The organism is Chroococcidiopsis sp. [FACHB-1243], assembly GCF_014696895.1.
Taxonomy (GTDB): Bacteria; Cyanobacteriota; Cyanobacteriia; order Cyanobacteriales; family Chroococcidiopsidaceae; genus Chroococcidiopsis.
Genome location: NZ_JACJQX010000002.1, coordinates 138,805 through 165,162, shown reverse-complemented (window position 1 = coordinate 165,162; position 26,358 = coordinate 138,805). Strand labels below are relative to the sequence as shown.

The following is a 26,358-nucleotide window of genomic DNA, read 5'->3' as shown; positions in this document are numbered from 1 at the left end:
ACTACCAACTAACATTTACCAATTACCTAGCTAGCTTTTGTATTGCAAAAATGCAGCTATTTCTCATCATAATTAGTCGCCAAATTCAAGAACTACTAATTTTTCTTAACATTTACCTCGATCGCAAAAAACGCTATGTTAAGCTGTTGGCGCGAGTAACATTTGAGGAAATAGAGAAAAGCAACCGTTTTCCATAAATTTACTTATATAGACCGACTAATAAATATTACGGATAAAGCTAGTAGTGTCATGCGTCAACCTACTAGAAAAATTGCATTATGACAACACATGATTTTGCTTTTACTCTTAGTTTGGCATCTCAACTCAACAAAAATTCGTGCAACATAGTTTCCATTATTTTGACTTTTAACTTTTAACCTTTGACTTTTCAGGGGAGGCTCTTTGTGTCAGAAAACTTGCAAGTAACAGATGTTGAATTTTCCCTTTGGGATGAAGAACCAGTTCAACTAATTAACCAAATTCAATCACACGGAGTCATTATAGTTTTAGAAGAGCCAAACCTCAAAATTTTACAAGTCAGTACTAATGCATTTTCTGTTTTTGGAATTTCCTCTGAAGAATTGGTTTTGCAGAATCTAGAAGATCTGCTTGACTCTTATCAAATAGAAAGAATCAAACTAGGACTAGCAGAAGAAAATTTCGATCTGCTCAACCCGATAAAAATTTGGTTGAGAGTTAAAGGAGACGATTACGTAGTATTTGATGGCATATTTCATCGCAATCGAGATAGATTACTGATTTTAGAATTAGAGCCAGCTCTAACTCAAGAAAACATTCCATTTTTAAGTTTTTATCACCTAGCTAGAGCCTCAATTAATCGATTAGCAACAACAACAAAATTACAAGATTTCGGTCAAGTCATCGTTCAAGAAATACGTAAAGTCACGGGATTTGACCGCGTGATGCTCTATAAATTTGACAATGACGGACACGGTATTGTCATTGCCGAAGAAAAATTAGATGATATGGAAGCTTACTTAGGATTGCACTTTCCCGAGTCGGATATTCCTAAACCAGCGAGAAAACTGTTTTGTTCCAATTGGATTAGAATAATTCCCAACGCTCATGCTAAACCAGTAGAACTTTTCCCTTTAATTAACCCGACAAATTTACGTCCGCTAGATTTAACTCATTCAACTTTAAGAAGTGCCTCTTCCTGTCATCTTAAGTACTTACATAATATGGAAGTAGGTGCTTCTTTAACAATTTCTTTAATTAAAGAAGACAAACTTTGGGGGTTAATTGCTTGTCATCATCGCTCGCCTAAATATGTATCCTACGAGCTACGTAAAGCTTGTGAGTTTCTCGGACAAATGATTTTTGCAGAAATTTCGGCAATAGAAGAAACAGACGATTACGACTACAACCTTCACATCACATATGTGCGATCGCAACTAGTCGAATATATGTCGCAAGCCGAAAATTGGATTAATGGTTTAGTTAAACAAGAACCGAACTTATTAGAATTAGTTGATGCTCAAGGAGCAGCCATCTGTTTTAATAACGAATGGACGACAATTGGGCAAGTTCCAAAGCCGGAAAGCTTAAATGTAATCGTACAGTGGTTAAGATATCAGTTTCGAGATGAGGAAGTTTTCTACACGGATACCCTACCACTAGTATTTCCAGAAGCAGAAATTTATAAACATGTTGCTAGCGGCTTGTTAGCGATTCCTATTGCTGAAAAAAGCTATATTTTATGGTTTCGCCCTGAAGTCATCCAAACAGTCAATTGGGGTGGAAATCCGCATGAAGCATATGAATTCACTCAGGAAAATGACAGCGTGTATTTATCTCCACGCAAATCCTTTCGATTATGGCAAGAAATTGTCCAGGGTAAATCTTTGCCGTGGAAAAAAGTAGAAATCAAAGCCGCGATCGATCTGCGTAAAGCCACAATTGAGGTAGTTTTAAGACAAGCAGAAGAACTCTCGCAAATCGCATACGATTTAGAACGTTCTAATGCCGAATTGAAAAAGTTTGCCTACGTCGCTTCCCACGACTTGCAAGAACCATTAAATCAAGTTGCGAATTACGTCCAGTTGTTAGAGATGCGCTATCAAGAACAGCTCGATGAAGATGCTAAAGAATTTATTAGCTATGCGGTATCGGGAGTCAGCCTCATGCAGACGCTCATAGATGATGTACTAGCTTATTCCAAGGTCGATCGACAGAATGTCGAATTTCAACCTGTAGATTTGGAGGTAGCCTTAAAACGCACTCTCAGTGGCTTACAAAGCAGAATTTTAGAAACAGATGCTACGATTTCTTACGATCCGCTACCAACAGTATTAGCAGATAGCACCCAGATGCTTCAGCTATTTCAAAATCTGATTGGGAATGCAATCAAGTTTCGTAGCGACAAGCCACCTATGATTCATATTGGTGTCTCACCATTAGAAGATGCCTGGTTATTTTCAGTTAAAGATAACGGGATCGGTATCGATCCCCAGTTTAGCGATCGCATTTTTGTCATTTTCCAACGCTTGCATACCAGAGATGAATATTCTGGTACAGGTATGGGTTTGGCAATTTGCAAAAAAATTGTTGAATGCCATCGAGGAGATATCTGGGTGGCTTCAGAATTAGGTCAAGGTGCAACATTCTACTTTACAATTCCCGCCGGAGGTAAGAAATATGAGTACAAGCACGGCAGAAAAACTCAGAACCATTTTCCTAGTGGAAGACAATAAAGCTGATGTCCGCTTGGTGGAAGAAGCACTCAAACGCAGTACCATCCCCAACCAAGTCTTATCTGTACGAAACGGGATGGATGCGATCGCTTTTTTGCGTCAAGAAGGAGAGTATACCGACGCACCCCACCCAGATTTAATTCTGCTCGATCTCAACTTACCCAAGAAAGACGGTCGGGAAGTTTTGGCAGAAATTAAAGCCGATCCCCAACTGCGACGCATTCCTGTCGTGATCTTAACTACCTCCAAAAATGAGGAAGATATTTGTCACAGCTACGATTTACACGTCAACTGCTACATTACCAAGTCCCGCAACCTCAGCCAATTGTTTCAAATTGTCAAAGGAATTGAAGAGTTTTGGCTTTCTACCGTAACCTTGCCTGTGAATTAATCCTCATATGCCGATAATTGTGTGTATGACTTTTGACTCCTGTACGGGCGGGTTTAACTCCAGAACTGTTTGCTATTTCACGAGCTTATTCAAAAAACCCGCCCCTACAACTGTACGGGCGGGTTTAACCGCAGAAATCTTTGTTTTGTCACAGGAACCTTTGAAAAACCCGCCCCTACGACACAATGACTCCGGTAAAAGTTCTGTTGATTGAAGACAACTTGGCAGAAGCCAGACTCATGCGAGAGCTGCTGAAGGAGTCTCCAGTCAAGCAGTTTGAACTGGTACACGCCCAGCGATTGCAGGAAGCGCTCGACCGATTGCAAGAGAATTGCTTTGATGTTGTTTTGTTAGACTTAACTCTACCGGATAGCGCTGGGTTAGGATCGCTCATACCATTACTTAAAGCCGTTCCCAGCCTTCCCATCGTCGTGCTGACAAATACGAATGATGACGATCTGGCTCTAGAAGCAGTCCGCCAGGGAGCGCAGGATTATCTCGTTAAGCGACAGGTAAATTCAGGCGTACTGATACGTTCTTTATGCTATGCGATCGAACGCAAGCAGGTAGCTGAAGCGTTAAAAACAGTCAATCAAGCCTTAGAAGTGAGCGTGCAGGAACGCACTGCCGAACTCGTCAAAGCCAAAGAAATGAATCAGTTTAAATCTGATTTTGCTTCCATCCTCTCGCACGATTTTCGCAGTCCCCTAACAACTATTTTGCTAGCAACTGGATTGCTACAAAATAACGAACAGAAATTAAGCCAAGAAAAAAAGTTCGCTCACTTTCAACTGATTCGTTCTGCCATTAACGACATGGCTAGGCTATTAGATGAATTTCTGCTTTTGAGCCAAGCTGAAGCAGGCAAACTCAAATGCAAGCTCATCCCCATGGAATTAGAGCAGTTTTGCAGCAAACTTGTAGAAGAAGCAAAATTAAGTACCAATGCAAAAGACTTGATATTAACTTTTTATTGTCAGAATGGCGATCGCTTGCATGGTTCGGTCTGGGATGAGAGTTTGTTAAAACACATCTTAAGTAATTTACTCAACAACGCAATTAAATATTCTCCTGCTGGCGGTCAGGTACAGTTTGAACTGATCGTTGAAGAAAAAACTGCAATCTTTCGATTTCAAGACCAAGGGATCGGTATTCCTCAAGCAGACCAAGCACAGCTATTTCAGCCTTTTTTTCGCGCTCATAATGCCGAGAAGATTCCTGGGACTGGTTTAGGATTGGCAATTGTGAAAAAATGTGTTACTGCACATAGCGGTGAAATTACCTTGGAAAGCACGGTGGGAATGGGTACGACTTTTACAGTCACCCTACCGTTAATCAAAGGAATCGGCGATGTTTGCCCCGTATTTATGCAATCAATCGAGCAGTTGTAGCAACAAGGCGATCGCTCCTTAATTCGTGCTAATCTTATGCGCTAATCTTAATAGTGACTAGTGGCTGGTGACTAGTAGCTAGAATCTTTTCTAATCACTGGTAACAGGTCACTGGTCACTGCTCCCTGCTCCCTTACCTCTGCTCCCTTTTCAAAGTTATGGCTCTGATTGTCCAGAAATACGGTGGTACTTCGGTTGGTTCGGTGGAACGCATTCAAGCTGTGGCAGATCGCGTTCTCCAAACAGTGAAAGCAGGAAACTCTTTGGTGGTCGTGGTTTCTGCGATGGGTAAGTCTACCGATGTACTGGTCAAACTAGCGCATGAAGTTTCCGCTAATCCCAGTCGCCGGGAAATGGATATGTTGCTCTCAACAGGAGAACAGGTGACGATCGCCCTATTAAGCATGGCATTACAAGAATTGGGGCAACCAGCAATTTCGCTCACGGGCGCTCAGGTGGGGATCGTAACTGAAGCAGAACACACGCGGGCGCGGATTCTACACATTCAAACATCTCGAATTGAAAAGCAACTGCAAATTGGTAAAGTTGTGGTCGTCGCTGGGTTTCAAGGAATTACCAGCACGGAAGAATTAGAAATTACTACCTTGGGTCGCGGTGGCTCCGACACTTCAGCCGTAGCACTAGCAGCAGCACTCCGTGCCGATTGTTGCGAAATTTATACAGATGTTCCAGGGATTCTCACCACAGATCCCCGTCTCGTACCAGAAGCGCAGTTAATGACAGAAATTACTTGCAACGAGATGTTAGAACTTGCCAGTTTGGGGGCAAAAGTTTTGCATCCCAGGGCTGTGGAGATTGCTCGTAATTATGGCGTACCGTTGGTCGTACGTTCCAGTTGGACGAGCGATCCTGGCACTTGGGTGGTTTCGCCCAAACCTCAACCCCGCCCGCTGGTAGATTTAGAAATTGCCCGCCCGGTTGATGGAGTAGAACTGGACGCAGATCAAGCTAGGATCGCTTTGCTGCGCGTCCCCGATCGCCCAGGAATAGCGGCACGGCTATTTAGCGAGATTGCCCGTCAAGGCTTAGACGTAGATTTGATCGTGCAGTCGATCCACGAAGGCAATAGCAACGACATTGCTTTTACCGTCACGACTTCGCTACTCAAGCAGACGGAAGCAGTCGCCGCTGCGATCGCACCCGTGTTGCGCTCCCATCCCGATCCGCGATCGGAGGAAGCAGAAGTGATGGTGCAGCCGCACATTGCCAAAGTCAGCATCGACGGGGCAGGCATGATCGGTCGTCCTGGGGTAGCGGCGCAAATGTTTTCTACCCTAGCTGAGGCAGGAGTTAACATTCAAATGATTTCTACCTCAGAAGTCAAAGTCAGTTGCGTCATTGATGCAACCGACGGCGATCGCGCTGTCGCAGCCCTGCGAGAGGCTTTTGAGATCGTAGAAGAGAGAGTGGTATTGGACAGGGAGGAAGTCAAAAGTCAAAAGTTAGAAGTTAAAAATCACTCCGACTCCCAAATTCCGAATTCCGTATTCCGAATTCCGAATTCTCCCGTTCGCGGTGTCGCCCTAGACATCAACCAAGCCCGTTTAGCAATTCTCCAAGTACCGGATCGCCCTGGATTAGCGGCGAGATTATTCGGATTGTTGGCGCGGGAGAATATTAGCGTGGATACGATTATTCAATCTCAACGCTGTCGGATTGCGAACGGCGTGCCGAAGCGGGATATTGTTTGTACGGTAGCGCAAATGGATGCGGCAGCTGCGAAGCAAGCCTTAGAACAAGCAGCGTCGGAGCATGGCTGGGGACAAGTCGTGGTAGATACTGCGATCGCTAAAGTCAGCGTCGTTGGTGCAGGGATGGCGGGTCAACCTGGAGTAGCGGCAAAGATGTTTGCTGCTTTGGCACAACACCAAATCAATATTCAAATGATCGCGACTTCCGAAATTAAAATTAGTTGTGTCGTCGCTCAAGAACAAGGAGTTGCCGCACTCCAAGCAATTCACGCTGCTTTTGGGTTGAGTGGTAGCGGTGCAATTCAAGTCTCGGCATGATGGAGATTAATTTACCAGAACTGTTACGGCAAGCTTTACAAGGAATAGAAAATCTTGGTGCTACAGGCGCGATCGCGTTTATCTTACTGTACGTCATTGCTACAGTTGCTTTTATTCCAGGCACAATTCTGACTTTGGGCGCAGGCGTTGTTTACGGGGCAGTTTTCGGTTCGATTTACGTATTTATCGGTGCAACCCTGGGAGCCACCGCAGCTTTTTTAGTTGGGCGTTATCTGGCGCGGGGATGGGTGGCAAAAAAAATTGCCAGTCAGCAAAAATTTCAAGTTATTGACGAGGCAGTCGGAAAAGAGGGATTTAAAATTGTTTTGTTAACCAGACTTTCACCTATATTTCCCTTTAGCCTGTTAAACTACGCTTTCAGCATCACTCAAGTTTCGCTCAAAGATTATTTCCTTGGCTCTGCGGGGATGCTGCCTGGGACGGTGATGTATGTTTATCTTGGCTCTCTAGCTGGTAGCCTTGCCACAATTAGCAGTAGCGATCGCCCCACCAATTCAACTATCGTCTGGATAATTCGGATAATTGGTTTTATTGCTACGGTAACGGTAACTCTGTACGTGACTCGGATCGCTCGTAAAGCGTTGGCGAAATTGTAGAAAAACTGATAACTGATAACCGATGTCTCAGGAAACTGAAGGAATTCGACCGGAAGAGCAGCAAATTCTCTATACTACCCTCAATTCGCAGCAAAAAAAGCAAAGACTGCGAGAATTAGCACTAGTATTTCTGAAGCTAGGGACGATCGCCTTTGGTGGTCCCGCCGCACATATCGCCATGATGGATGATGAGGTGGCAAAGCGCAGGCAGTGGATGAGTCGCGAGAAACTACTCGATTTGCTGGGCGTAACTAACTTAATTCCCGGACCCAATTCTACAGAACTAGCTATTCACATCGGCTACGAACGGGCAGGATGGCGCGGTTTGATTATCGCGGGAACCTGCTTTATTTTACCTGCCATGTCGATCGTCTGGGTATTGGCGATCGCCTACAAGCAATACCAAACTTTACCCCAAGCTGAAGGATTGCTCTACGGTATCAAACCCGTTATCATCGCGATCGTCTTACAAGCATTGTGGAAGTTAGGTCAAAAAGCAATTAAGGACGTACCGACGGGGATAGTAGCAGTAGCGGTCATAGTCGCCTTTTTTTTTGGCTGGAATGAAATCGTATTGCTGTTACTGGCGGGACTGGGAGTGATGTTGGTAAAAAGTCTGTGGCGGAGTCGGGGTAATGCGGCAGCTTGGCTGTTGCCGCTATCTTTGCCGCTGGCACAAGCAGGTAGTACAACCCCTACTCCACCTGTAGGCTGGCTGAATGTGTTTCTATTTTTCCTCAAAATTGGTTCTGTGCTGTACGGCAGTGGTTATGTTTTACTTGCCTTTTTGCAACGAGATTTGGTAGAGCGCCATCAGTGGCTAACGTCTCAACAGCTTTTAGATGCAGTTGCGATCGGTCAATTTACCCCTGGTCCCGTGTTTACCACTGCTACTTTCATCGGCTATCTTTTAGCTGGTCATGCAGGGGCGATCGCGGCTACAATCGGAATTTTTCTGCCTGCATTTGTACTAGTCGGCATTATCAATCCCTGGGTTCCAAAACTACGTCAATCTACTTTAGTTGGTGGTTTTTTAGATGGGGTAAATGCTGCATCTTTGGGCTTGATGGCTGTTGTTTCATATACTTTGGGACGTACGGCATTGATAGATATCGTGACTGTAGTTTTAGCAATTGCTAGCGCGATCGCTGTTTTCCGCTTCAAGATTAATTCTGCTTGGTTAGTTTTAGCTGGAGGAATTATTGGCTTAATCTTACAATTAGTAAGGTAAAAAATCTCCCCAACTTCTATTTCATTATTAAAAATATTGAGGTATTAATGCGTGACTTTTAAATTGACTAAAAATTAAGTTGTTGTCGGAGTTGTTGGAAAGAACTTCTCAAACTATTAGCAACAAAACCGATCGCGCTGACCATAACTGCCAGAATAATACTAGCTGCCACAACTCCCACAATGACGAGTAAGCCATCACCTTCACTCATACCTAGACTAATGACAACGATCGCGATCGCGGGCAGCATATTTCCTAGCGGGATAGGCAAGGCAATAATTATCGCCATCAATAAAATAAATAATCCTAACAACCTTTGTACCAATCGCGAAGTGATAAAACCCCAACGGGGACGGACGATTTTTTCAGCTTTTGCGAGGTAATTCAGCCCTTTTTCTACCACCTTGGCTAAATTTTTTTGCTTCCAACGCCGTTTAGCCAGCCATTTTGGTAGATAAGGACGAGAAAAACCCAAACTTAATTGCGCCGAAACCAGCATTAACGGGATTGCAATAATCGCCGATACACCCGCCACAGGAAGGGGTAATGCTTCTGGTAAAGCGCAGATGACCAGCAAAGGACCATAAGCGCGATCGCCCAACTCTACCACTAACTCCCCCAAACTGACATACTCTTGTTCGGCGTGCCGTTCTAGAAACTGCCGCAGCAATCTAGAAGTATGCAAGCCTGGGAAAGATTTGGTAGTAGAAGGCATGGCGAGATAACTTAGAAATTCGTCATTGGTGAGGGCGCACGGATGTGCGCCCTCACTAAGCACAGTCTATAAGCAACCCCTAACTATACGCCTCCATCGGTTGGCAGGAACAGACGAAATTGCGATCGCCAAAGGCACTATCAATTCGTCCAACGGCAACCCAGAACTTGTGTTCTCGCGTCCACGGGGCGGGATAGGCGGCTTGTTCGCGGGTGTAAAGATGTTGCCAATCGCTTGCTAGCAGACTTTCAGCAGTATGGGGAGCATTTTTTAATAAATTATCTTCCCGACTGACCTTACCTGCTTCAATCTCGGCAATTTCCTGCCGAATGGCAATCATGGCATCACAGAATCGATCCAATTCTTCCTTCGATTCGCTTTCTGTGGGTTCTACCATCATCGTTCCTGCTACGGGCCAAGAAATTGTCGGGGCGTGGAAGCCATAGTCCATTAAGCGTTTGGCAATGTCTTCGACTTCAATTGAGGCAGTTTTCTTGAGCGATCGCAGATCTAAAATGCACTCGTGGGCGACAAAACCAGCCTTACCCTTGTACAGTACGGGGTAGTATGGCTCTAGTCTGCGGGCGATGTAGTTGGCGTTAAGAATCGCTACTTTAGTCGCCTCTGTCAATCCCTCACCGCCCATCATGGCGATGTACATCCACGAAATTGTTAGGATGCTAGCACTGCCCCAAGGTGCAGCGGAGATTGCGCCAATGGATGTCATTTGTCCTTTGTCATTTGTCAAATGACCGATGACTAATGACGGATTGGGGAGGAAGGGGGCGAGGTGAGTTGCTACGCCAATTGGACCCATCCCAGGACCACCACCACCATGAGGGATACAGAAGGTTTTGTGCAAGTTGAGGTGACAGACATCTGCCCCAATATCTCCAGGGCGACACAAACCGACTTGGGCGTTGAGATTTGCCCCATCCATGTAGACTTGTCCGCCGTAGGCATGGACGATCGCGCAAATGTCTTTAATTTGTTCTTCAAATACGCCGTGGGTGGAGGGATATGTCACCATCAACGCGGCGAGTTCGTCTTTGTGCTTTTCTGCCTTTGCCTGCAAATCTTCTACGTCTACGTTACCTTGTTCGTCACAGGCGATCGCCACTACTCTCATTCCTGCCATCACCGCACTAGCCGGGTTCGTACCGTGAGCAGATTGGGGAATCAAACAAATATTCCGATGCCCTTCTCCCCGACTTTCATGATATTGCCGAATCGTTAGCAGACCAGCATATTCACCCTGCGAACCAGCATTGGGTTGGAGAGAAACCGCAGCAAAACCCGTAATTTCCGCTAACCATGCTTCTAACTGCTGGAACAAAATCTGATACCCTCGCGTTTGCGACAGCGGGGCAAACGGATGGAGGTTGCCGAATTCCTGCCAGGTGACGGGCATCATCTCTGCCGTTGCATTCAGTTTCATCGTGCAGGAACCCAAGGGAATCATCGATGTTGTCAAGGACAAATCCTTTGCCTGCAACCGATAAATGTATCGCAGTAATTCTGTTTCCGAATGGTAGCGGTTGAAAACGGGATGGGTGAGAAATTCGCTGATACGGGTCAGTTGTGTGGGAACTTGTAGGGGCAGGTTTTGCTGTGATGCCTGACTACCTAAAGACTTGTCTGATAAACCCGCCCCCAATTCTTCAATGGTGAAGGGTATGTTTTTGCTACCTGCGAAAATCTCGAATAAGTCGGTTAAATCGACTTCTGCGATCGTTTCATCTAAAGAGATACCTACAGACTTTTCATCGAATATCCTTATATTGATTTTCTTAGCTTGGCAAGCCTGCAAAATATCATCTAAGTTACGATTGACTAAATTAATCCGTAATGTATCGAAGAAAGATTCTGAACTAATGGTGTAGCCTAGCTGCTTTAATCCTGCTGCCAAAATTGCCGTAAATTTGTGGATTCTCGTAGCAATTTGTTTCAGTCCTTGGGAACCGTGATACACCGCATACATCGAAGCCATGACTGCCAGTAACACCTGCGCCGTGCAGATATTACTCGTCGCTTTGTCGCGACGGATATGTTGTTCGCGAGTTTGTAGTGCTAGGCGTAAGGCTGTTTTCCCGTGGACATCCTTAGAAACTCCGACAATCCGCCCTGGAACTTGTCGCTTAAATTCTTCTTTAGTGGCAAAATATGCTGCATGAGGTCCGCCATAACCCATCGGTACGCCGAAGCGCTGCGTGCTGCCTACCGCAATATCAGCACCCCACTCTCCCGGGGGAGTCAATAAAGTTAAACTCAAAGGATCGGCGGCGACAGTCACCAATGCTCTGGCAGCATGGGCTTGTTCTACAAATGCCCGATAGTCGTAAATCGTACCGTCACTGGCTGGATATTGCAGCAATACGCCAAATACTGGCACGTCAAACTTGAAAGTTTGGTGGTCGCCAACAATCACGTTAATTCCCAGCGGTCTAGCACGAGTCTGCACGACTTGAATTGTCTGGGGGTGGCAGTTTTGGGAGACAAAGAAAGCTTTTGCCTTCGTTTTGCACAGACCATAACTCATAGTCATGGCTTCGGCGGCGGCTGTGCCTTCATCTAGTAAGGAAGCATTGGCAATCTCCAAACCCGTCAAGTCAATAATTGTCGTTTGGAAATTCAGCAACGCTTCTAGTCGTCCTTGAGCGATTTCTGGTTGGTAGGGAGTATAAGCAGTGTACCAGCCTGGATTTTCCAAAATATTTCGCTGAATTACTGGTGGAGTAATGCAGCCGTAATATCCCATGCCGATAAACGATCGAAATACTTGGTTTTTTGAGGCGATCGCCTTTAACTGCGCTAAAGCCGCATATTCGCTGCGATCGCCTTCCAATTGCAGCGATCGCTGTTGGCGAATGGCTTGTGGCACTGTCCGGTCAATCAAAGCATCAAGGGTCGGTAGTCCCAACACTTCTAGCATTTGCTCAACCTCAATCGGTTGAGGACCAATGTGTCTTTGTCGAAATGAAATTGACTCGCTACTTATTTGTTTTTGCTGCCGATCGCGTCGAATACGAGGACTGTCTAGTACCACAAATAGCTTCTCCAGTAGTATCTTATTAATATTCTGCAATATTTCGTTCGATTCTCGGTTATCGAAGAAGTCAGTTGTTAATGAGGGAGCAGGGAGCAGGGAGCAGGGAGCAGAGAAAAAAATATACTCCTGACTTCTCCCTTGTCTTCCTTGTCCCCCTTGTCTCCCTTGTCTCCCTTGTCTCCCTTGTCTCCCTTGTTTACCCAGCCCCTCGCTACGCTCCCTCTACCTGGGCGCGATATTCTTCAGCAGTGAGAGCCTCATCTAATTCGCTGGCATCTTCGACACGCACTTTCAGTAACCAGCCTTCGCCATAGGGATCGTCTGCTAGTTGTTCTGGTGTCTCTAGTACAGTTTCATTGCGTTCGACGACCGTACCAGTCACAGCGGAGTACATATCTTCTACGGCTTTGACTGATTCTACGGAACCAAAGGTTTCTCCCTTAGTGACGCGATCGCCAACTTCAGGTAGTTCCAGAAACACAATGTCACCTAACTGATCGACAGCAAAAGCAGAAATGCCAATCGTAGCAATATCGCCATCCATGCGGACGTATTCGTGCGAGTCAAGATATTTTAGGTCGCTTGGATATTCCAACTCCATGTCAGTTCCTCAACCAAATCGCGGATCTATCGTTAATTAATATGCTTTACTATAGACGCGATCGCCTAGTAGTCAATCCCTTTTCAGTTATCAGTAAGAGCGTGAAGAAAGGGTGTGAGGTGACTCCTGACCAGTGACTCCTGACCAGTGACCAGTTCGTTATTTTATCTCCTCTACCCCCTCAGCTCCCCTGCCCCTCAGCTCCCCTGCTCCCTTGTCCCCCTTGTCCCCCTTGTCTCAATTTTGAATTTTGTTCCCAACTCACTTCCCCAGACGATTCTTAGCTCGATAGAAGGGTTTTTTCACAACTACCGCTGGATAGGTCTTGCCTCTGATTTCTACGTCTAAGGTTTGCCCTGGCTGGCTGAGGGGTGTAGGAATGTAGGCTAAGGCGATCGGATAGCCTAACGTGGGGGATAAAGTGCCGCTGGTAATCTCTCCGACAACTTTACCTTCAGATAAGACTTGGTAGCCGTGGCGGGCAATGTGTCGCCCTGGCATTTGCAACCCTACTAATCGTCGTGAAACTCCGTTTGTTTTCTGTTGCTCTAGGATATCGCGCCCGATAAAGTCGCCTTTGGTGTCGAGATGAACGAGCCAGCCTAAACCTGCTTCTAAGGGGGTGGTATTATCGTCAATGTCTTGCTCATAAAGTGCCATAGCTGCCTCTAATCGTAGGGTGTCTCTCGCCCCTAGTCCACAGGGAATGACTCCGGCTTGAGCGAGCGATCGCCACACCTTCACGCCTGCTTCTGGGTCTACCATCACTTCAAATCCATCTTCTCCGGTATAACCAGTCCGAGCCATAAAACTCGGTTCTCCTAGTATCTTTGTTTCTAAATGCCCGAAGGCTTTGATTTGAGATAAGTCTGCTTCTACCAAGTTTTGCAATTGCGCCACGGCTTGCGGTCCTTGCACCGCAATTAAGATTTTCTGGCGTGAAATGTCTTGTAGTTCTACCTGCTCTGGGTCGAGGTGTTGCAACAACCATTTTTTATCTTTACTGGTGGTTGCCGCATTGACGATCAATACTCCTTGCTGCGTGTCATTATCTTCTCCTTGGTAGTAGAAGATGATGTCATCGATAATTCCGGCTTGCGGATTTAATAGCACCGTGTACTGTGCTTCTCCCGATCGCAGCCGACTCAAATCGGAGGGGACTAAGTTTTGCAGTTGAGCGACTAGCTGTTTTCCCCGCAGGACGAATTTACCCATGTGGGAAATATCAAACATCCCTGCCGTTGTTCTGACCGCAGCGTGTTCTTGTCCGATCCCAACAAACTGCACGGGCATTTCCCAGCCACCAAAACTCGTTAACCTTGCCTTCAGTTCCAGAGCGAGGTGATAGAGGGGTGTTTGCGCTAGAGGTAGGGCAGTTTCTTCTTGATTAGCCACAGATAGTCTTGTCGTTGTAGGTGAATCTTTATCTATCCTACGGAAACATTAGGTGTACGGGAAAGTCAAGATTGTTCTTCCAAGTATCAAAATACACTTTTTTGAATTTAAGTAAGACGATTAAGAAAAATTGGGGAATTTGTTTCCTCTATTGATTTATGCATGTAGAGCGATATTTTTTACAAAAAATGGTACTTGGCTTGGCAAAAAAGGTTGGCTATAGATTGTAGCCTTATTAAGGTTAAATAATTGTCTATTTACTCGTGTTTATACATATTTATTTTTTCCAAAGTTGCGATCGCAGTCATTTTTTTATAGTTAAATTAAAAAAGTAAGATTTTACTGTGTTTTATTTTATACATGAAGCAAGGACGTGAAATACAGAGATTTAAGGCATAAACACGTTAGATACGAAGATTTTCTTTGAAAAATCCACATATATAAAGATAGCGATCGCCAAATATAAAGACTATGTGAACTGAGCGAGTTTGTTCGGGAAACATAAAAACTGACTTTGTATCCTAGCCGCATGAAATAGCCAGCAAAACTCAGTCATTCCTATGGTTTATGGATGACAAGTTTGTGCTGGCAATTGAGACACACCAAGACTAACTTTTTACGATTTACGACTATTTTGAGTGAGGGATTGACATCATGTCCGTAATATTTGGTACAGATTTAGACGATTCCTTAACTGGTACAGGCGGCAACGACAGAATCTATGGCAAAGCCGGAAATGACAACCTTAACGGGAATAAAGGCAACGATCTCCTTTATGGTGGAGTAGGTGACGATCGCCTGTTGGGTGGAGATGGCAAAGACACCTTATATGGCAATGAAAATAACGATTTTTTGAATGGCGATGCAGGTGATGATACCTTGTACGGGGGTAGCGGTAACGATACCTTGTACGGGGGTAATGATAACGATACCTTATACGGCGATGCAGGTAATGACTTTCTCAACGGTTATGTCGGTAACGATCGCTTATACGGCGGCTATGGGAACGATGATTTAGAAGGTTCGTTTGGTAACGATGTTGTCAATGGTGGATCTGGAGACGACATTATCAATGGTGCGGGTGGTTTTGGACCAGAGCCATATAGTAGTGCCAGTCGCGGCTCTAACGAAATTGATACCCTTACAGGTGGAGCCGGAAAAGATAAGTTTAGACTTGAATCCAGTGGTGCTGGACGCGATGGTCGAGGTGTTTCCTATCGCTATGGCAACAACGACTATGCCTTAATTACTGACTTTAATTTGAATGAAGATGTCATTACACTCAGTAGCAATGATATCTCTGGACCATCATTTCTGTTTACAGATGTCACCTATAGTTTGGGTGCATCGCCTGACGGTTTGCCATCGGGAACGGGAATTTACGCTCAATTTGCTAACAACACTAGTGCAGCACCAGATCTAATTGCGATCTTACAAGGTGTTTCTCCCGACACGCTTGATTTGAATGCATCCTACTTCCAGTATGTTCGGTATTCTTAATAATCAGTTTTGCCTTACTAGCAAAGCTTAACTGAACAAGGCGATCGCTGACTTGCCAAAATTGCGATCGCCTATCTATATCGCGGCGCACTGAGTTAAAAAAACTCGGTAATTTTGTGTAGCATTCACGCGATCGATCCGCTCTAATTTTAGTAGATAAACTAACGTTTTATTTATGTCTCAGTATTTTCACTTGATTTAACTCTATTCGTGCTGTAGCGAATTCTATCTAAGTCATAAGCTTGTCACTTTGGCTATTGAGAAATGGTTCTTCGATGCACGTTATTCAGTGCTATCAACCATCAAGTATTAACTATTAACAGCTACCACGGAAAGTTTACAGCTAAAATTGATACGTTCTATCTTAGTTAATGGCTAGGTTTTTTTGGCTTATTCAAATAGAGAAAAATGGACAAAAACATTTGTTAAAAAAATATGATAAATGAGATGACATAACGTAGAAATAGCATTATATTATCAGTATTACCGCATCAGTTTAACTTGCAAAATATCCAGTTTTTTGTAGATCGACTGTGTTACTTGCAAGTAAAGACAAAGCGCGATAATTTATCGAGGATTGCATCAATTAACTTCAGTAAGTCGATCGCTTACTAGTTTTTGGCTGGGCATATATTTAACGCTTTAATTCATTGAAAGCCAAACACTATTTGGATAGTTTTGTTGTGGCAATTTGAAAGGCGATCGCAGGGTAAAAACATCTACATAAACTAATTAGAATTCTTAGAATTCAAGGTTGCTCGACATGGCAAATATCTTTGGTACGAACTTAGACGATACCTTAACTGGTACGGATGGCAACGACGGCATCTATGGCAAAGCCGGAAAAGATACCATATCTGGTTTAGGTGGTAATGACCGCATATATGGCGATAAGGATAACGACACGCTCAAAGGCGAGAATGGCAACGATCTCCTAGATGGTGGGGATGGAACTGACCGTCTCGAAGGTGGAGATGGTGACGATATTTTATATGGTGGTGCTGGCGACGACTTAAGTGCTGACTATATTGATGGCAGACCTCCTTTACGAGGAGGGTTATTTGGTGGGACTGGTAATGACATTCTCTATGGGGGAGATGGCAACGACTGGCTTAATGGCGAAGATGGCAACGATCGCGTATATGGAGGAAATGGTGATGACCACCTAGAAGGTGGTACAGGAAATAACAGATTGTATGGTGAGAGCGGTGACGACTTCATCGCAGTAAGTTTTTTTCTAGGTGGAACAGAGACAACCAAGAACTTATTAGATGGAGGAGATGGAGCCGATCGACTCGAAGGAGGATATGGCGAAGACACCTTATATGGTTGCAGCGGTAGCGATAATTTAAATGGTTTGCAGGGCAACGATCGCTTATTTGGCGGCAAAGATACTGATTATTTAACAGGTTCATTTGGAAATGACACCTTAGATGGAGGCGATGGAGATGACTCTCTATACGGTGCTGGCGGAACGTACTTTCTCGGTCCAGTCAGTCGCGGTCGTGGAGAGATAGATCGGCTGACAGGTGGAGCGGGAAAAGATCGATTTACTCTGTCTGGCGGGTCTGGACGTGACGGTGTTGGCGCTTCCTACAGATTTGACGGTAATAGCGACTACGCTCTGATTACTGACTTCAACAAGAACGAAGATGTCATTCAGCTAGCAAAAATTGAAAGCGGTCCAATGGTTTATCCTGCAATCACAATTGAGTACAGTTTGGGTGCAGCACCAGAGGGTTTTCCACAAGGGACGGGAATCTATGTAAACAACCTCGGTGCAAAACCAGATTTGATTGCGATCTTGCAAGGCGTTTCTCCCGACTCTGTAAGTCTAAGTGGGACTTATTTCCAAATTTCCTAACTGCTAGTTTTTTGACTGCTACGCATACTTATTAGAATTAAAGGCTTATCGACATGGCAAATATCTTTGGTACGGACTTAGACGATACCTTAACTGGTACAGATGGCAACGACAGAATCTATGGTAAGGCAGGAAAAGACACTATATCCGGTTTAGGTGGGGACGATCGCATCTATGGTGGTGCGGGTAACGACTCTCTCAACGGTGGAGATGGTAACGATACCTTATGTGGTGACGAAGATAACGATTCTCTGGAGGGTGGCAGTGGTAATGACACTTTGTACGGTGGCAGTGGCAATGACAACCTATACGGTGGCGACGGTAACGACACCTTACAGGGAGGCAACGGCAATGACTATATAGAGGGTGGATTTGGTGAAGATGTTATCTATGGAGGTGACGGCGACGATAGTATATTAGGCGATCTCGACCAAGCATATAGCAGGACTGGTGACAGAGATCGCATTTATGGTGGTGCTGGCAACGATCGCATTTACGGTCGTTCTGGTGGAGATGAAATCTATGGCGACGAGGGTGACGATCTGCTAGCTGGCGATGGCTACGGCGCGATCTCTGGTCAAGACTATTTTGCATACAAAGACGATAACGACCGCCTCTATGGTGGTAACGGCAAAGATATATTAGTTGGCGAGTTCGGGAGTGATGTTTTAGATGGAGGATCTGGAGATGACACCTTGATTGGTGCTGGTGGTAGGCAGCTACGTGGTACTTATGATGGTAGTCGCGGTAATTCAGAAAAAGATGTTTTAACTGGAGGATCGGGAAAAGATACGTTTGTCCTTTCAGGTATCGGTGGTAGACCTGGTTCAGGTACTTATTATGGAGCAGGGGATAGCTACGCTTTGATTACTGACTTCAATCAGCGTCAAGATACAATTTTGCTAGCAAAAAATGAGCAATTGATGGGTTACCCTCAGTTCGAGATTGAATACAGTTTGGGTGCAACGCCGGAAGGCTTGCCAGCAGGCACGGCAATCTATGCAAATAATGTAGACAGCCAACCAAATTTGATTGCGATCTTGCAGGGTATTTCTCCCGATTCTATAAATCTGAATGCGTCCTACTTCAAGATTAGTGACGAGTACGTTCGGTATAGTTAGTTGCTGTCTGTGAGTGACATTTGTAGTGGCGCACAGTCGTGCGCCACTACAGAGCGTTTGTTTTACCCAATTGAAAACTGCTCTGACTGCACGATCGCCTATCCCGATCGCGTACCATCATGTGACAAGAGTTATTTTGTGTTAGAACGCGGCGATCGAGTACATTATTGGGTAATACTAGGGCGAGAAGCCTAAAGTTACGCTGCCGATCCAAGATTCGATAATGCAAGAGGACATGAATGCACGCGGAATAATACTACAACCTGGTACGCTACTGGATAGGGCGATCGCAATAACCCAACATGCCCTTGAACGCGGGGCTTTAGTCACCATTCCCACCGAATATCAGTTTGTAGAACAGCAAGGCGTGCGCTTCCTCGTCAGAACAGCCACCAATCTCAATCGCAAAGACGAGGCAAAGCAAAAACAGGATCGGCAAAATGCTACGACTGGTAAAGACTTTAATCCCTTTCTACCCTACGATAAAAACTTATACGTAGCAGACATCTCCGAAACTCATGTTTGTTTGCTCAATAAATTCAATGTTGTCGATTGTCACCTGTTGCTAATTACCCGCGCCTTTGAAGAACAAGAAGACTTACTAACTCTCGCTGACTTTACTGCCATGTGGATCTGTCTGGCAGAGATTAACGGACTGACATTCTATAACGGAGGCAAGACCGCAGGCGCAAGCCAACGTCACAAACATTTGCAGCTCGTTCCTTTACCACTCACACCCGCAGATTCTCCTCGAATTCCCCTCGAACCTTTGTTGGTAACTACTAATCGCGGTAAAGTCGAAACTCTACCAAGCTTGCCTTTTGTCCATGCTTTCATACAACTAGAACCAATTCAAACGAAATCTCCTCAAGCAGCTGCCACAGTAACGCTTAATTATTACTACCAAATGCTCAATGCAGTGGGGCTAAAGCATGACATCGGCTCGAATAACATCCAAGCAGGGGCTTACAACTTGCTCGTAACGCGCCAATGGATGTTGCTGATTCCCCGTTCTCAAGAAAGCTTTGAGTCGATTGCCATCAACTCTTTGGGATTTGCTGGCACAATGTTCGTGCGTGACGATCGACAAATGCAAATCTTAAAAGAATTGGGACCGATGCGCGTGTTGAGTCAGGTGGGAATATCAAAAAGTGATAAGTCGTAGGGGCGGGTTTTTTTGAAGATCCTTGCGAAAAACAAATAGTTCCGCTACTAAACCCGCCCGTACAGGAGTCGGGGGAAGAGAGCAGAGGAGCGATAACTAACAACCAACAACAAATTTCCCACACTCCACACCCCACACCCTTTCTTCACTGATAACTGACAACTGATAACTGAATATATCTATCGTAGGAGAGATTTATTCAGAGCAGTTGTCTCCCTTAAGTTAAGTTTTAGAGGGAGCGATGTTTCTGTCGGCGTTGGAGTGAGAAGTAAGATGGTGGAACTGTTTTGGCATAGCAAGCGATCGCTTTCAACCTGAGACAGGAACATATGGCTAACTTGCGTCATAGTCAATTGTTGGTGAGGGTTGCTAGCGCGATCGCAATTGGTGTTGGTTGTCTGGCTCTGATTGGTTGGATATTTGATATTGCTATTTTCAAAAGCGTAATTCCAGGCACAGCCACGATGAAAGCGAATGCAGCCGTGGCTTTTATTTTAGCTGGCGTGTCTTTATTTATTCGCAATGGTAGGGGCGCACAGCTGTGCGCCCTAACTAGAATAACGACTCCCGACTCCCTAATTGCTAGAATTTGCGCTGCTGTTGTCGCCTTAATTGGTTTGCTCACTCTTTGCCAATACATATTTAATTGGAATTTGGGGATTGATGAGTTGCTGGTTCGAGATTTACCGTTGTCTCCAGCAAATCCTTATCCTGGTCGCATGGCGGATAATACTGCTTTGAATTTTGTGCTGCTAGGCGGGGCGCTGTGGCTGTTGGCTGTTCGATCCCCCCAACCGCCCTTACAAAGGGGGGCAAGTCAATCCTCCTTCTACGGGGAGATAAACTCACCTGTTCGATCCCCCCAACCCCCCTTACGAAGGGGGGCAAGTCACCATGGAGAGACAAACCCACCTCATCCATCGCCCCTATCAAGGGAGACAAACCCAACTCATCCACCCCCCTTTTTAAGGGGGGCAGGGGGGGATCGCATTTTCTTGGCTCAAGCTTTAAGTCTTGCTGTTATTTTAATTGCCTTACTTGCTCTTATAGGATATGCCTATGGCGTAGAAGTTTTTTATCGGTTTATTGTCTACTCCACCTCAATGAGTTGGCACACGGCAATAATTTTTCTCTTGCTCGGTGCAGGTACGTTGTTGGTAGATCCCGATCGCGGTTTTATGGCAGTTGTCACAAGCGAATTGAATGGGGGCATAGTTGCGCGTCGTCTGATTCCTAGCGCGATCGCAATTCCAATAATTTTGGGTTGGCTGATTTTGCAGGGATACCGCTGGAAACTCTACGATCCAGGTTTCGCGATCGCACTGTTGGTATTATTGCTAATTGCGGTCTATATCAGTGTAATTTGGCATAATGCCAGATCTTTGAACCGAATAGATCGCGATCGTCAACGCACAATAGCAACTTTACAGGAAAGCGAAGCCAAGTTCAGACGCATCGTAGAATCAAACATTATTGGCATCTACTTTGGTGACTTTAGCGGACGAATTTTTGAAGCCAACGATGCATTTCTCTCCATGATGGGATACACCCGTCCTGAGTTAGCAGCAGGAAAGCTGTATTGGAATCGCATGACACCGCCAGAGTATGAAGCATTAGATCGACAGAGAGTTGCAGAAATTCAAGCATATGGTGCTTGTTCTCCGTTTGAAAAAGAATATCTTCGTAAAGACGGGATTCGCGTGCCGATTCTGCTTGGTATTACTCAAATTGAGGGTGGAGAAAACGGCTATAGTGCTTGCTTTGTTATCAACTTGACAGAACGCAAACAAGCTGAAACTGCTTTGCGTGAAAGTGAAGAACGTTTCCGCCGTGCTGTCGTCAACGCACCATTTCCGATCGTTATCCATGCCGAAGATGGCGAAGTCGTGCAAATTAGCCAAGCTTGGACGGAATTATCCGGTTACACTGCTGATGAAATTCCCACAATTGCAGCTTGGACGGAAAAAGCTTATGGAGCAGCAAAAAATACAGTTAAAGCAAGCATAGAGCGCTTATACAGCATAGACAGAAGGCTAGAAGAAGGAGAATTCTTAATTACTACCAAGCAGGGAGAAAAGAGGACTTGGGATTTTAGTTCTGCTCCCTTGGGTCATTTGGCGGATGGTAGACGATTGGTTATCAGCATGGCAGCTGATGTGAGCGATCGCAAGTTGACTGAAAACGCATTGCGTCAGAGTGAAGCTAGGCTAAGACTTTTTGTCGAATCGGATGTTATTGGCATTTTACACGGAGACATTTATGGAGGCATAAGTTATGCCAATGATGCCTTTTTACACATTATTGGTTACACTCGTGCCGATTTAGAGACAGGTAGAGTGCGCTGGAACGATTTGACTCCCCCAGAGTATTTACCGTTGGATGCTGAGAGAATTGCCGAGGCACAAACTAAGGGAAGTTGTACGCCATATGAAAAAGAGTATATTCGCCAAGATGGGACGCGAGTTTTTGTGATGCTGGGTTATGCCTTGCTGGGGGAAAATCGAGAACAATCAGTAGCATTTATTTTAGATATTAGCGATCGCAAACATGCTGAAATCGAACGCGATCGCTTTTTTACACTTTCTTTAGATATGCTTTGTATCGCTGGGTTAGATGGTTATTTTAAGCGGATAAATCCTGCTTTTGAAACCATTCTCGGCTTTACTCAAAAAGAAATTCTTCAGACACCATATTTAGATTTGATTCATCCAGAAGACCGAGAAAAAACTCTTGCTGAGGTCGAAAAACTCTCAACTGGAGCTATTACTGTCAACTTTGAAAATCGTTTTTTATGTAAAAATGGTTCTTACAAATGGCTGATTTGGAGTTCTGTACCCGACGTTGAATCAAAACTGTTATATGCAGTGGGACATGATGTCACCGAACGCAAACATTTAGAACACAAACTGCGCAAACAAGCAGAAGTTCTGCATAAACTGAACGCAACTTTGGAAGAAAGAGTCAGGCAGCGCACGGCACAACTTGAAGCCGCTAACCAAGAATTAGAATCTTTCTCCTACTCAGTTTCCCACGATCTCCGCGCTCCCTTGCGTCACATTGCCGGATTTGTCGATTTGCTGCAAAAGCGAATTAAATCCAACACCACATTGGATGAAACGAGTCAGCGCTACCTCAATATTATTATTGAAACGACTCAACTAGCTGGCAAGTTGATCGATGACTTATTATCCTTCTCCCGCATGGGACGCATGGAAATGCGCTTCACCAATATTGATATGAATTTACTGGTGCAGGAGGTATTGCAAGAACTAGAGCTAGAAACTAAGAAACGCCAAATTTCCTGGCAGATTAAAGCCTTACTGAGCGTTCAGGGCGACCCGGCAATGTTACGGTTAGTATGGCGAAATCTGATTGAAAATGCGCTTAAATATACTAAGTTAAACTCGCAAACAGAAATTACTATTGGGAGTCAAATTTTATCAGAGTCTCAGGAGGTGGTATTTTTCGTAAGAGACAACGGTATCGGTTTTGATATGCAGTACGTAAATAAATTGTTTGGAGTGTTTCAACGCCTGCACAGCGACCCCAACTTTCAAGGTACGGGAGTAGGATTAGCTAATGTCCAACGCATCATACACCGTCATGGTGGGCGAGTGTGGGCAGAAGGAGAAATAGGTAAAGGAGCAACGTTCTTCTTCTCGTTACCAAGACTGGGAGTGAGGGGTGGAGAGTAGAGAGCGAACAATGGAATTAAAGCGCATTCTCCTGGTGGAGGACAGCATTAACGACGTAGAGTTAATCCTGACTGCCCTAGCAGAAAACCATTTAGGTAACGAAGTCGTCGTTGTCCGCGATGGCGAAGAAGCTTTAGATTATTTGTACCGCCGAGGCGTGTATCGATTGCGTCGCGAAGGCAATCCCGTTGTGGTGCTACTCGATCTAAAACTACCTAAAATTGATGGGATAGAAGTTCTAGGGCAACTAAAAGCAGATAGATTTCTGAGAACCGTGCCTGTAGTGATTTTGACTTCTTCCCGCGAAGAACAAGACTTAACTCGCTGTTATGAATTAGGTACAAACGCTTATGTAGTTAAACCAATTGATTTTCGTGAATTTGTGGGTGCGATTCAAGGTTTAGGGCTGTTTTGGGCAATTATTAACGAGCCGCCTCCTGGCTCGCTGTCTAGCGCTCGTAACGATCGACCAAATCAAGGAATAGAATGATGTCACTCAAGTTTCTGATTCTAGAAGACAGCATACTGGATGCAGAACTGATTACTGCGTTACTCGCAGAAAGCGAGATTGAGTGCGAATCGATTCAAGTGAAGACCCGTTCGGAGTTTCAAGCGGCACTCGAACGGGGTGGGTTTGACTTGATTCTGTCTGACTATTCCTTGCCTGGTTTTGATGGCATTTCTGCCCTGGTTATGGCTCGACAGCTCTGCCCAGACGTGCCATTCATTTTCGTGACAGCCACAATGGGGGAAGAAGTGGCAATTGAAACCCTCAAAGGGGGTGCAACTGACTACGTACTGAAACAACGCTTAGAGCGCCTGATTCCTGCCGTAGAGCGATCGCTACGCGAAGCAGCAGAACGTCGCGCCCGTGTTGTTGCCGAAGCAGAACTCAACCGTCGCGAAGAAGAATTTCGCGCTTTGGTGGAAAATTCTCCCGATATTATTGCTCGATTCGACCGAGATTTGCGTCATCTGTACGTGAATCCGGTAGTCGAAAAAGCTACAGGCAAGCCACCCGAAATGTATGTCGGAAAAACTCATGCTGAAGTGGGTGTACCAGCAGAAATTTGTACGCTTTGGCAGTCGAGTTTGCGCCAAGTATTTGCAACTCAAAAAGAAGACTTTTTTGAATATGATTTTCCCGCACCGGGCAATGGCATTCGTTATTACCAAACGCGAGTCGTACCAGAATTTAATCCAGACAGTTCGGTACAAACCTTACTAGCAATCACCCGCGATATCACCCAGTCCAAACTTGCAGAACAAGCATTACGGGCGCGAGAAGCTCAACTGCAACAGCAAGCTGAGGAACTTAAACGAGCAAATCAAGTTAAAGACGAGTTTTTAGCCGTACTTTCCCACGAATTGCGATCGCCCCTCAATGCAATCCTGGGGTGGGCGAAATTATTACGGACTCGTAAATTCAGCCCTGAGATTTTCAACCGCGCTCTGGAAACGATCGAACGTAATGCTCAATTACAGACTCGGTTGATTGAAGATTTGTTAGATATCTCGCGCATCATTCGCGGCAAACTCACCCTCAATCCTCAACCTGTCAATTTAGAAACAGTCATTACCAATGCTTTAGAAACTGTTGGTCTCTCAGCTCAAACTAAGTGCATCGAACTAGTTTTTGAGGGAGCAGGGAGTCGGGAGTCGGGAGTCGGGAGTCGAGAAGAGAGACAAGGGGGACAAGGGGGACAAGGGGGACAAGGAAGCAATTCTAGCCACCAGCCACTAGCCACTAGCCACTCCCAATTACCAATTACCAATTACCAATTACCAATCGTCTTAGGAGATCCGAGTCGGTTGCAGCAGATTGTTTGGAATCTCCTTTCCAATGCAATCAAATTCACTCCAGCCGGCGGGCGTGTAGAAGTAAAATTGCAATTATCAAATAGGGAGCAGGGAGCAGGGACGAGCTGGGAGCAGGGAGTTGAGAGAGCAACTACAAATTCAAAATTCAAAATTCAAAATTCAAAATTAGATTGCGCACCACGCAACACACTCTTATCGTCAACTATCAACCAACAACTAACAACTAACTACGCCCAGATCGCAGTTACAGATACCGGAATTGGTATTAGTGCCGAATTTCTGCCCCATATATTCGATTACTTTCGGCAAGCAGATGCGTCGATTACTCGCAGTTATGGCGGTTTAGGTCTGGGTTTAGCAATAGTACGTCACTTGGTAGAACTGCATGGGGGAACAGTCTGCGCCGAAAGTCTAGGAGTGGGACAGGGAGCAACATTTAGAGTTATGTTACCCCTGCTGGAGAATTCCGAATTCGGAATTCGGAATTCGGAATTCGGAATTAATCACACCCGTACGGGCGGGTTTGGAAACCCGCCCCTACCGATTCCCGACTCTCGACTTAATAACATCCGAGTACTAATCGTAGAAGACGATCGCGACACGCGAGAATTTTTAGCGCTGACTTTAGAAGAATATGGGGCGCAGCTAATCGTAGTTGATTCAGCAGTAGCAGCGCTAGAAGCGCTGGAAAAATCGCTACCAGATGTCTTAGTGAGCGATATTGGGATGCCAGCAACAGACGGCTATACATTTATCCAGAAAGTCAGGGCATTACCCCCAGAACAAGGCGGAAAAATTCCCGCGATCGCGCTTACAGCCTATGCTAGAGAACAAGACCGCGATCGCGCCATAGCAGCAGGTTTCCAAATTCATCTTACCAAACCAGTCGTTTCCGATGAATTAGTAGAAGCGATCGGGCAGTTAATCAGTTAACAGTTATCAATTATCAGTGTAGAGACGTTACATGTAACGTCTCTACAAAAGTGTCAGTTATCAGTTAACCAACAACCATCAACCATCAACTATCAACCAACAACAAATATAGAGATAGAATAATT

The 26,358-nt window shown here is 45.1% G+C and carries 18 protein-coding genes; 14 read left to right on the top strand and 4 right to left on the bottom strand.

Going from position 1 to position 26,358, the window contains the following annotated elements; genetic code table 11:
• Window positions 1–404: 404 nt before the first annotated feature.
• The 6 genes from H6G17_RS02100 to H6G17_RS02070 all read left to right on the top strand — a co-directional run bounded on the left by H6G17_RS02100 (window position 405) and on the right by H6G17_RS02070 (window position 8,374).
• On the top strand, window positions 405–2,714 hold the full coding sequence (locus H6G17_RS02100) for an ATP-binding protein (RefSeq protein WP_192153707.1): 2,310 nt from the start codon (window positions 405–407) through the stop codon (window positions 2,712–2,714).
• Entirely contained in the window at window positions 2,659–3,105 is a 447-nt protein-coding gene (locus H6G17_RS02095; RefSeq protein WP_192153706.1) for a response regulator, read from the top strand. Before H6G17_RS02100 ends, H6G17_RS02095 begins: the two co-directional genes overlap by 56 nt.
• A gap of 185 nt (window positions 3,106–3,290) precedes the next feature.
• The gene (locus tag H6G17_RS02085) at window positions 3,291–4,496 is read left to right on the top strand and encodes a hybrid sensor histidine kinase/response regulator (protein WP_192153704.1); all 1,206 of its coding nucleotides are present in this window, start codon (window positions 3,291–3,293) and stop codon (window positions 4,494–4,496) included.
• A 158-nt stretch (window positions 4,497–4,654) separates the two neighbouring features.
• Entirely contained in the window at window positions 4,655–6,526 is a 1,872-nt protein-coding gene (locus tag H6G17_RS02080; RefSeq protein ID WP_192153703.1) for an aspartate kinase, read from the top strand.
• Window positions 6,526–7,143 (top strand): TVP38/TMEM64 family protein, encoded by a 618-nt coding sequence (locus H6G17_RS02075; RefSeq protein WP_192153886.1) that lies wholly within the window; start codon window positions 6,526–6,528, stop codon window positions 7,141–7,143. The genes H6G17_RS02080 and H6G17_RS02075 overlap by 1 nt, the downstream gene beginning before the upstream one ends.
• A gap of 22 nt (window positions 7,144–7,165) precedes the next feature.
• Window positions 7,166–8,374, top strand: a complete 1,209-nt coding sequence (locus tag H6G17_RS02070; RefSeq protein ID WP_192153702.1) for a chromate transporter — start codon at window positions 7,166–7,168, stop codon at window positions 8,372–8,374.
• 67 nt (window positions 8,375–8,441) lie between these two features.
• On the opposite strand, the gene H6G17_RS02065 is transcribed toward H6G17_RS02070, so the two are convergent.
• The 4 genes from H6G17_RS02065 to gcvT form a co-directional block, all read right to left on the bottom strand.
• Window positions 8,442–9,089: an exopolysaccharide biosynthesis protein gene (locus H6G17_RS02065; protein WP_192153701.1), complete on the bottom strand. Its 648-nt coding sequence runs from the start codon at window positions 9,087–9,089 to the stop codon at window positions 8,442–8,444.
• A gap of 79 nt (window positions 9,090–9,168) precedes the next feature.
• Complete coding sequence (gene gcvP / locus H6G17_RS02060) at window positions 9,169–12,135, bottom strand: aminomethyl-transferring glycine dehydrogenase (protein ID WP_192153700.1); 2,967 nt, start codon at window positions 12,133–12,135, stop codon at window positions 9,169–9,171.
• Between the two features lie 214 nt (window positions 12,136–12,349).
• The gene (gene gcvH, locus H6G17_RS02055) at window positions 12,350–12,739 is read right to left on the bottom strand and encodes a glycine cleavage system protein GcvH (RefSeq protein ID WP_192153699.1); all 390 of its coding nucleotides are present in this window, start codon (window positions 12,737–12,739) and stop codon (window positions 12,350–12,352) included.
• Window positions 12,740–13,000: 261 nt separating this feature from the next.
• On the bottom strand, window positions 13,001–14,134 hold the full coding sequence (gene gcvT / locus H6G17_RS02050; protein ID WP_192153698.1) for a glycine cleavage system aminomethyltransferase GcvT: 1,134 nt from the start codon (window positions 14,132–14,134) through the stop codon (window positions 13,001–13,003).
• Window positions 14,135–14,788: 654 nt separating this feature from the next.
• On the opposite strand from gcvT, the gene H6G17_RS02045 reads away from it, so the two are divergent.
• From H6G17_RS02045 to H6G17_RS33855, 8 genes are all read left to right on the top strand, one after another.
• Window positions 14,789–15,634, top strand: a complete 846-nt coding sequence (locus H6G17_RS02045; protein WP_192153697.1) for a calcium-binding protein — start codon at window positions 14,789–14,791, stop codon at window positions 15,632–15,634.
• Between the two features lie 763 nt (window positions 15,635–16,397).
• Complete coding sequence (locus H6G17_RS02040; RefSeq protein ID WP_192153696.1) at window positions 16,398–17,498, top strand: calcium-binding protein; 1,101 nt, start codon at window positions 16,398–16,400, stop codon at window positions 17,496–17,498.
• Window positions 17,499–17,551: 53 nt separating this feature from the next.
• Window positions 17,552–18,619 (top strand): calcium-binding protein, encoded by a 1,068-nt coding sequence (locus tag H6G17_RS02035; RefSeq protein ID WP_192153695.1) that lies wholly within the window; start codon window positions 17,552–17,554, stop codon window positions 18,617–18,619.
• A gap of 9 nt (window positions 18,620–18,628) precedes the next feature.
• Window positions 18,629–18,814, top strand: coding sequence for a hypothetical protein (locus H6G17_RS02030; RefSeq protein WP_192153694.1), 186 nt, complete (start codon window positions 18,629–18,631; stop codon window positions 18,812–18,814).
• A 40-nt stretch (window positions 18,815–18,854) separates the two neighbouring features.
• Entirely contained in the window at window positions 18,855–19,784 is a 930-nt protein-coding gene (locus H6G17_RS02025) for a phosphorylase (RefSeq protein ID WP_192153693.1), read from the top strand.
• A 329-nt stretch (window positions 19,785–20,113) separates the two neighbouring features.
• Window positions 20,114–23,479 (top strand): PAS domain S-box protein, encoded by a 3,366-nt coding sequence (locus H6G17_RS02020; protein WP_192153692.1) that lies wholly within the window; start codon window positions 20,114–20,116, stop codon window positions 23,477–23,479.
• Window positions 23,480–23,489: 10 nt separating this feature from the next.
• Window positions 23,490–23,969, top strand: coding sequence for a response regulator (locus H6G17_RS02015; RefSeq protein ID WP_192153691.1), 480 nt, complete (start codon window positions 23,490–23,492; stop codon window positions 23,967–23,969).
• A complete protein-coding gene (locus tag H6G17_RS33855) occupies window positions 23,966–26,233 on the top strand; it encodes a response regulator (protein WP_192153690.1) in 2,268 nt (755 codons plus the stop codon). Before H6G17_RS02015 ends, H6G17_RS33855 begins: the two co-directional genes overlap by 4 nt.
• Window positions 26,234–26,358 lie beyond the last annotated feature (125 nt).